8 protein-coding genes are annotated in these 6,754 nt (G+C 75.7%); 5 read left to right on the top strand and 3 right to left on the bottom strand.

All coding sequences use genetic code 11. From position 1 onward, the window contains the following. Positions 1-113 precede the first annotated feature (113 nt). Complete coding sequence (locus ACWF41_RS12940; protein WP_380327182.1) at positions 114-608, bottom strand: hypothetical protein; 495 nt, start codon at positions 606-608, stop codon at positions 114-116. A gap of 275 nt (positions 609-883) precedes the next feature. Here ACWF41_RS12940 and ACWF41_RS12935 point away from each other — a divergent pair, with 275 nt between their 5' ends. The 3 genes from ACWF41_RS12935 (at position 884) to ispF (ending at position 2,673) form a co-directional block, all read left to right on the top strand. Then, positions 884-1,366, top strand: coding sequence for a CarD family transcriptional regulator (locus ACWF41_RS12935; protein WP_079570762.1), 483 nt, complete (start codon positions 884-886; stop codon positions 1,364-1,366). A 78-nt stretch (positions 1,367-1,444) separates the two neighbouring features. Further along, positions 1,445-2,185: a 2-C-methyl-D-erythritol 4-phosphate cytidylyltransferase gene (gene ispD, locus ACWF41_RS12930; protein WP_380347039.1), complete on the top strand. Its 741-nt coding sequence runs from the start codon at positions 1,445-1,447 to the stop codon at positions 2,183-2,185. Next, a complete protein-coding gene (ispF, locus tag ACWF41_RS12925) occupies positions 2,182-2,673 on the top strand; it encodes a 2-C-methyl-D-erythritol 2,4-cyclodiphosphate synthase (RefSeq protein WP_380320692.1) in 492 nt (163 codons plus the stop codon). Before ispD ends, ispF begins: the two co-directional genes overlap by 4 nt. Positions 2,674-2,692: 19 nt before the next feature. On the opposite strand, the gene ACWF41_RS12920 is transcribed toward ispF, so the two are convergent. Beyond that, positions 2,693-3,340, bottom strand: a complete 648-nt coding sequence (locus tag ACWF41_RS12920) for a M15 family metallopeptidase (protein WP_380320695.1) — start codon at positions 3,338-3,340, stop codon at positions 2,693-2,695. An 87-nt stretch (positions 3,341-3,427) separates the two neighbouring features. On the opposite strand from ACWF41_RS12920, the gene ACWF41_RS12915 reads away from it, so the two are divergent. After that, positions 3,428-4,114: a response regulator transcription factor gene (locus ACWF41_RS12915; protein WP_380320698.1), complete on the top strand. Its 687-nt coding sequence runs from the start codon at positions 3,428-3,430 to the stop codon at positions 4,112-4,114. Next, positions 4,107-5,231, top strand: coding sequence for a sensor histidine kinase (locus ACWF41_RS12910; RefSeq protein WP_380320701.1), 1,125 nt, complete (start codon positions 4,107-4,109; stop codon positions 5,229-5,231). Before ACWF41_RS12915 ends, ACWF41_RS12910 begins: the two co-directional genes overlap by 8 nt. A 30-nt stretch (positions 5,232-5,261) precedes the next feature. Here ACWF41_RS12910 and ACWF41_RS12905 read toward each other — a convergent pair whose 3' ends face one another. Next, positions 5,262-6,626: a D-arabinono-1,4-lactone oxidase gene (locus ACWF41_RS12905; protein WP_452182658.1), complete on the bottom strand. Its 1,365-nt coding sequence runs from the start codon at positions 6,624-6,626 to the stop codon at positions 5,262-5,264. Positions 6,627-6,754: the final 128 nt, after the last annotated feature.

The following is a 6,754-nucleotide window of genomic DNA, read 5'->3' as shown; positions in this document are numbered from 1 at the left end:
GTTGACGTCTGTTTGGGCAACTCCTCCTGGAAACACCGCCCCTGAACACCGAAAAAAAAAGCGGGGGCACGCCCCCACCCGGCCCCCCCCCCCCCCGCCCCTTCACGTACCGGTCAGGAGGCCGTGGAGGTCGGCAGGTAGGCCTGGTACTCGGGGAGCGTGCCGTCCATGATCGGGAGGAAGAAGTCCTGCTCGGTGCCCGCGCCGGACAGGGTGGCCTCGAGGTCGCCGCCGGGGTGCGAGGCGACGGAGGCGATCTGCGGCTGCGCGACCTGGGCGGAGTCCTCCTGGTCGGCGTTCAGGTAGACGGTGCCGCCGGCGGGGACCTCGACGGACAGCGGCTCGGCGCCCTCGGCCGTGAGGACGAAGCTCACGGACTCGGAGGAGTCGTTCGCCAGGGCTCCGAGCACGTTGCCGGGCTCGCCCTCGCCCTCGGTGACGACCATGAGGTTGATGCCGCGGACCTGGTCCGTGAGGTTGACGCGCACGCCGTCGGACGGGGCGTACGGCTTGGTGGTGATCGTGGGGGAGCAGGCGGCCAGCAGCAGGGCGCCCGCCATGACGCTGGCGGCGGCGACGGTGCGTGCGGGGCGGACGGAGCGGAACACGTGCTCTCCTTCGAAGGCGTCGGCACGCGGGCGCGGGTGGCGTCGCGGGCTCGGGACATCAGCGGTCCTCCCGAGCCGGGCGCGGGAGGGAGCGGGCCTGCAGAAGGCCCATCGACATCCTAGCGACGACCGGCGGGTGCTGCGTCCCTGGCCGCGCTGCCAGCCCTCTGACCTGCGAAAACACAGTCCTGGACAGGGCGCTCGGGGGCCGAGGGGCAGGGGAGTGTCGGCTCCCCCGTGATAAACTCGTCGACTGGGAAAGGGGACATCTGCAGATGACGTTCACAGTAGGCGAGACGGTTGTCTACCCGCATCACGGCGCCGCGCTGATCGAGGAGATCAAGACGCGGAAGATCCGTGGCGAGGAGAAGATGTACCTCAAGCTCAAGGTTGCCCAGGGCGACCTGACGATCGAGGTCCCGGCGGAGAACGTCGACCTCGTCGGCGTGCGCGACGTGGTGGACCAGCAGGGGCTGGACCGCGTCTTCGAGGTGCTGCGCGCGCCCTACACGGAGGAACCGACCAACTGGTCGCGCCGCTACAAGGCGAACCTCGAGAAGCTCGCGTCGGGCGACGTGATCAAGGTCGGCGAGGTCGTGCGCGACCTGTCGCGCCGTGACGCCGACCGCGGCCTCTCGGCCGGCGAGAAGCGCATGCTCGCCAAGGCGCGCCAGATCCTCGAGTCCGAGGTCGCGCTCGCCGAGGGCGTCGACGAGGAGAAGGCCGGCGCGATCATCGACGAGGTCCTCGCCTCCTGAGGCACCCGTCACCAGCGCTGTACGGCGACCCCCGGCTCCGGCCGGGGGTCGCCGTCGTCGTTCCGGTACCGTGACGCCGTGACGACGCTCGCGATCCTGACCGCCGCGGGGTCGGGGACCCGGCTCGGTCGCGACCTCCCCAAGGCTCTGGTCGCCCTCGACGGCTTTCCCCTCGTGGTGCACGCCGCGCGGCGGCTCGCGTCCTCGGGGGTCGTCGACTCCCTCGTCGTGACGTGCCCCGCGGGGCTGGACGCGGTCGTGCGCGACGTGGTCGCGCAGGACCCGCACGTCGACCTGCCGGTCCGCGTCGTCGTGGGCGGCGCCACCCGGCAGGCGTCCGTGGCGGCAGGGCTCGCGCTCGCCGCGCCCGACGACGACGTCGTCCTCGTGCACGACGCCGCCCGCCCCCTCGCCCCGCCGCAGCTCGTGCGGCGCGTGGTCGCCGCGGTGCGCGCGGGCCACCGCGCCGTCGTCCCGGGGCTGCCCGTCACGGACACGATCAAGCGGATCGCGCCCCGCGAGGTCGCGGACCAGGCGCCCGTCGGGCCCCCGGTCGACCGCGTCGTCGAGACGCCCGACCGCGCGCTGCTGCGTGCGGTCCAGACCCCGCAGGGCTTCGACCGCGCGCTGCTGGAGCGCGCGCACGCCGGCGGCGCCGCCCGCTCCGGGTCGGAGGGGCTCGCCGCCACCGACGACGCCGGACTCGTCGAGGCGCTGGGGGAGCCCGTGCACGTCGTCGCGGGCGACGACGCCGCCCTGAAGATCACCACCGAGCGGGACCTGCTGGTGGCCGCTCTGCTGCTCCAGGAGGAGTCGTGACCGCACTGCCCCGCACCGGCCTCGGGGTCGACGTGCACGCCTACGCCCCGGAGGGCTCGGACCGCGAGCTGTGGCTCGGGGGCCTGCGCTGGCCCGGCGAGCGGCCGCTGGCCGGGCACTCGGACGCGGACGTCGCGGCGCACGCCGCCGCCGACGCGCTGTTCTCCGCCGCCGGCATCGGCGACCTGGGCACGCACTTCGGCACCAGCGAGCCGCAGTGGGCCGGCGCCGCGGGCGTCACCCTGCTGGCCGAGGCCGCGCGCCGGGTGCGGGAGGCGGGCTTCGACATCGGCAACGTCGCGGTCCAGGTGGTCGGCAACCGGCCCAAGGTGGGGCCGCGCCGGGCCGAGGCGGAGGCGGCGCTGTCGGCGGCCGCCGGCGCGCCGGTCTCGCTCAGCGCCACGACCACCGACGGGCTGGGGCTCACCGGCCGCGGCGAGGGGGTTGCCGCCATCGCGACGGCGCTCGTCGTCGCGCGCACGGCCTGAGCGCGCACGTCCTGAGGGCTCATCCGCGCAGCCGCGGGTCCTCGGTCGGGTCGGCGTACGGGGCGGGGCAGCCGGAGCCGGCGGCGTCCGGGCGCAGCTCGTAGTGCCACGGCTCGTTGCCGTACACCGCGCACAGCCCGTAGGCGGCGCCGTGCTCGGCCAGCCAGGCGGGACCGCCGTTCTGGGCGAGGTCGACGGCATCGCCGGAGACGTGGGACGACGTGTCGGCGCCGGCCACCCACCGCGCGGCCTCCGCGGCGGAGCCGTACTGCGCCACGGCCTCGCGCAGGAGCTGCTTCTGGTAGGCGCGCGAGCGCCAGCCGCTGTTGACGACGAACGTGACGCCGTCCTCCTCCGCGGCCGTCGCCGCGTCCTGGAGCGCGCGGAGCAGCGCGGGGTCGAGGTTCGCCAGCGCGGGCAGTCGCTCGTCGAAGACGGAGGTGCCGCTCGGGACGTGCCCGGCGGCGGCCCCGGTGCGGGGGCCGTCCCCGGTGGTGCGGGAGACGACGTCGGCGACCCGGGACAGGGCCGGCGCGTCGGGGTCCGTCGTCGTCGCGGCGAGGCACGCCGCGAGGCCGAGCAGGACGGCGACGGCCGCGCCGAGGGCGAGCAGGACGACCCGGGCGGGGCGCGGGGAGGCGGTGGCGCTGCGCTGGTGGTGGGGCATGGCCCCAGTCGAGCGGGGGCGGCGTTGCCCGGGCGTATGCGCTCCTCGATACGCGGACGATAGGCGCGCCTCCGTAGCATCGAGGGCATGCGTGTGCTGATCGTCGAGGACGAGCCGTACCTGGCCGAGGCCGTCCGCGACGGGCTGCGCCTCGAGGCGATCGCGGCCGACGTCGCCGGCGACGGCGACACCGCGCTCGAGCTGCTGGGCGTGAACTCCTACGACATCGCCGTGCTCGACCGCGACGTCCCCGGGCCGTCCGGCGACGAGATCGCCGCGCGCATCGTCGCGTCCGGCAGCGGCATGCCGATCCTCATGCTCACCGCCGCCGACCGCCTCGACGACAAGGCGTCGGGGTTCGAGCTCGGCGCGGACGACTACCTCACCAAGCCGTTCGCGATGCGGGAGCTGGTGCTGCGGCTGCGGGCCCTCGACCGGCGCCGCGCGCACGTGCGCCCGCCGGTGCAGGAGCTCGCCGGGCTGCGGGTCGACCCGTTCCGCCGCGAGGTCTACCGGGAGGGCCGCTACGTGGCGCTCACCCGCAAGCAGTTCGCGGTGCTGGCCGTGCTCGTCGCGGCCGACGGCGGCGTCGTCAGCGCCGAGGAGCTGCTGGAGCGGGCCTGGGACGAGAACGCCGACCCCTTCACCAACGCCGTGCGCATCACCGTCTCCGCGCTGCGCAAGCGGCTCGGCGAGCCGTGGGTGATCGCGACGGTGCCCGGCGTCGGGTACCGGATCGACACGGGCACGGACGAGCGGGAGAAGCATGGCTAGGGCGCCCGGTCCGAGCGTCCGGCTGAAGCTGACCCTCAGCTACGCCGCCTTCCTGCTCGTCGCGGGCGCCCTGCTGCTCGCCGTGGTGTGGGTGTTCCTGCTGCGCTACGTGCCCGACGCGGTGCTCGTGGACGTCCGCCCGTCCCGCCCGGGCGGCGGCCAGTTCGTGCCCAACCGGTCCGACCTCGAGCGCGCGTTCGCCCCGCGGGCGGCCTGGGCGATGCTCTTCCTCCTGGTCGTGGGCCTCGTCGGCGGGTGGTTCCTCGCGGGCCGGATGCTCGCGCCGCTGGACCGGCTCACGGACGCCACCCGCCGCGCCGCGGCCGGATCCCTGTCCCACCGGATCCGGCTGCCGGGCCGGCAGGACGAGTTCCGCGAGCTCGCCGACGCCTTCGACGACATGCTCGCCCGGCTCGAGGCGCAGGTCGCCGAGCAGCAGCGGTTCGCGGCCAACGCGTCGCACGAGCTGCGCACGCCGCTGGCGATCACCCGGACGATGCTCGACGTGGCCCGGCAGGACCCCGACCGGGACACGGACGAGCTGCTCGCCCGGCTCGACGCCGTCAACGCGCGCGCGATCGACCTCACCGAGGCGCTGCTGCTGCTCAGCAGGGCGGACCGGGGCTCCTTCGCCCGCGAGCCCGTGGACCTCTCCCTCGTCGCGGAGGAGGCGGTCGAGACCCTGCTGCCCCTCGCGGACGCCCGCGCGGTCGACCTGCGCATGACCGGCGAGGTCGTCGACGCGGTGGGGTCGCGCGCCCTGCTGCTGCAGCTCGCCACGAACCTCGTGCACAACGGGATCGTGCACAACCTGCCGGGCGGCGGCACGGTGCGGGTCGACACCGTGGACCGCGCGGGGGAGGCGGTGCTCACGGTCGAGAACACGGGCGAGCGGCTCGACCCGCAGCTCGTCCCCACGCTCACCGAGCCGTTCCAGCGCGGCGGCGGGCGCACCCGCGCCGACCACGGCGGCGTCGGCCTCGGCCTGGCGATCGTCCGCAGCATCACGGAGGCGCACCACGGCGTGCTCACGCTCGTCCCGCGGCCCGACGGCGGGCTGCGGGTCACGGTGCGGCTCCCGGAGGCGGACGGCGGACCCCGCCGGCCGCCCGCCTGACGACGCCGGGAGGACCGATGTTCCCTGCGCCTACGCCCCCGGCGCGCCCAGCACGGTGTCGGTGTAGTCGTTGCGGAAGACGCCCTCGGGGTCGACGGCGGCGCGCACCCGGGCGACGTCCGCCAGCGGGTAGTGGTCGGCCAGGTACTCCGCGGTGCGGGTGTGCATCTTGCCCCAGTGCGGGCGTCCGCCCGCCGCGACGAAGATCTGCTCCGCGGCGCTGAAGTACCGCTGGTGCGGCATCGGCGCGTACTGGTGGACGGCCACGTACGCCGTCTCACGGCCGTGGGCGGTGGACAGCCACACGTCGTCGGCGGCGGCGAACCGCACCTCGACGGGGAACGGGACGGGCTCGCCCGAGGCGCGCAGCCAGGCGTCGAGCTCGTCGAGCACGCCCCGCAGGGCGGCGCGCGGCAGGGCGTACTCCATCTCGACGAACCGCACGCGCCGGCGGGTGACGAACACGTCGGCGGACGGCGCCACGTACGTCTTGCCGCCGAGCGCCCGAGCGCTGACGGCGTTGAGCCGCGGCACCATGCCGGGCGCGGCGAGGGCGAACCGGTTCAGCACCTCGAAGGCGCCGTTGGACAGCACCTCCTCGTCGAGCAGCGCGCGGGCCCGGGCGCCGGCCGTGCGCACCGCCCCGCGGGCGCCGGCGCGGCCGCTCGCCCACGCCTCGACCTCGTCGGCCGTCGCCCGGTTGTTGCGCTTGGTCAGCGCCCGGCGCGTGCCCGGGAACCAGTAGAACTCCGCGTGGTCGTTGCCGTCGACGTAGTCGTCGAGCTGCTCCAGCACCCGGTCCAGCGGCCACGGCTCCTCCTGCGCGCGCAGCCAGAACGCCGGCACCACCTCGAGGGTCACCGCGGACAGCACGCCCGCGACGCCGAGGCCCAGCCGCGCCACCTCGAACAGCTCGCGCTCGGGCGTGCCCGGGGCCGCGTCGTCGGAGGCCTGGCGCACCACGCCGTCGCCGTCCACCACCCGCACGCCGCGCACCTGCGTCGCGAGGCCGCCGAGGCGGGCGCCGGTGCCGTGCGTGCCCGTCGAGATCGCCCCCGCCACCGACTGCCGGTCGATGTCGCCCAGGTTGCGCATCGCGAGGCCGAGCGAGGCGAGGAGCCGGTTGAGGTCGTGCAGCCGCGTGCCCGCGCGCACGGTGACCAGGACCGTGCCGTCGGGCTGCGGCACGACCGCCTCGACGCCGCTGAGGTGGTCGAGGCTCAGGTGCACGCCGTCCGTCACGGCGGCGGCCGTGAACGAGTGCCCTGCACCCATCGCGCGCACCCGCGTCCCGGTCGCGGCGGCCGTCGCGACCACGGCGCCGAGCTCGCCCTCGTCGCGCGGCCGGACGCGGCGCGCGGGCTGCCAGGTGTGCGTGCCGCCCCACGTGCGCAGCGGGGCGTCGGACGTGCGGGCGGCCGGGGTGCCGGCGACGGTGCTCGGATTCACGCGCACACTCTGCCACGCGCGCCGGGCGGCGCGGATCCACCGTCAGGCTGATCCCGAGGGGGGGCGGCCGGTGT

The sequence above is a fragment of the Isoptericola sp. NPDC055063 genome (genome assembly GCF_053608125.1).
The sequence above is the reverse complement of the archived record's forward strand: the minus strand, read 5'-3'. Positions and strand labels throughout refer to the sequence as shown.

Excerpts from the sequence above, each read along its gene's own strand:
- ACWF41_RS12915 (WP_380320698.1), top strand. The coding sequence starts at position 3,428 with ATGCGTGTGCTGATCGTCGAGGACGAGCCGTACCTGGCCGAGGCCGTC.
- ACWF41_RS12935 (WP_079570762.1), top strand. The coding sequence starts at position 884 with ATGACGTTCACAGTAGGCGAGACGGTTGTCTACCCGCATCACGGCGCC.
- ACWF41_RS12920 (WP_380320695.1), bottom strand. The coding sequence starts at position 3,340 with ATGCCCCACCACCAGCGCAGCGCCACCGCCTCCCCGCGCCCCGCCCGG.
- ACWF41_RS12910 (WP_380320701.1), top strand. The coding sequence starts at position 4,107 with ATGGCTAGGGCGCCCGGTCCGAGCGTCCGGCTGAAGCTGACCCTCAGC.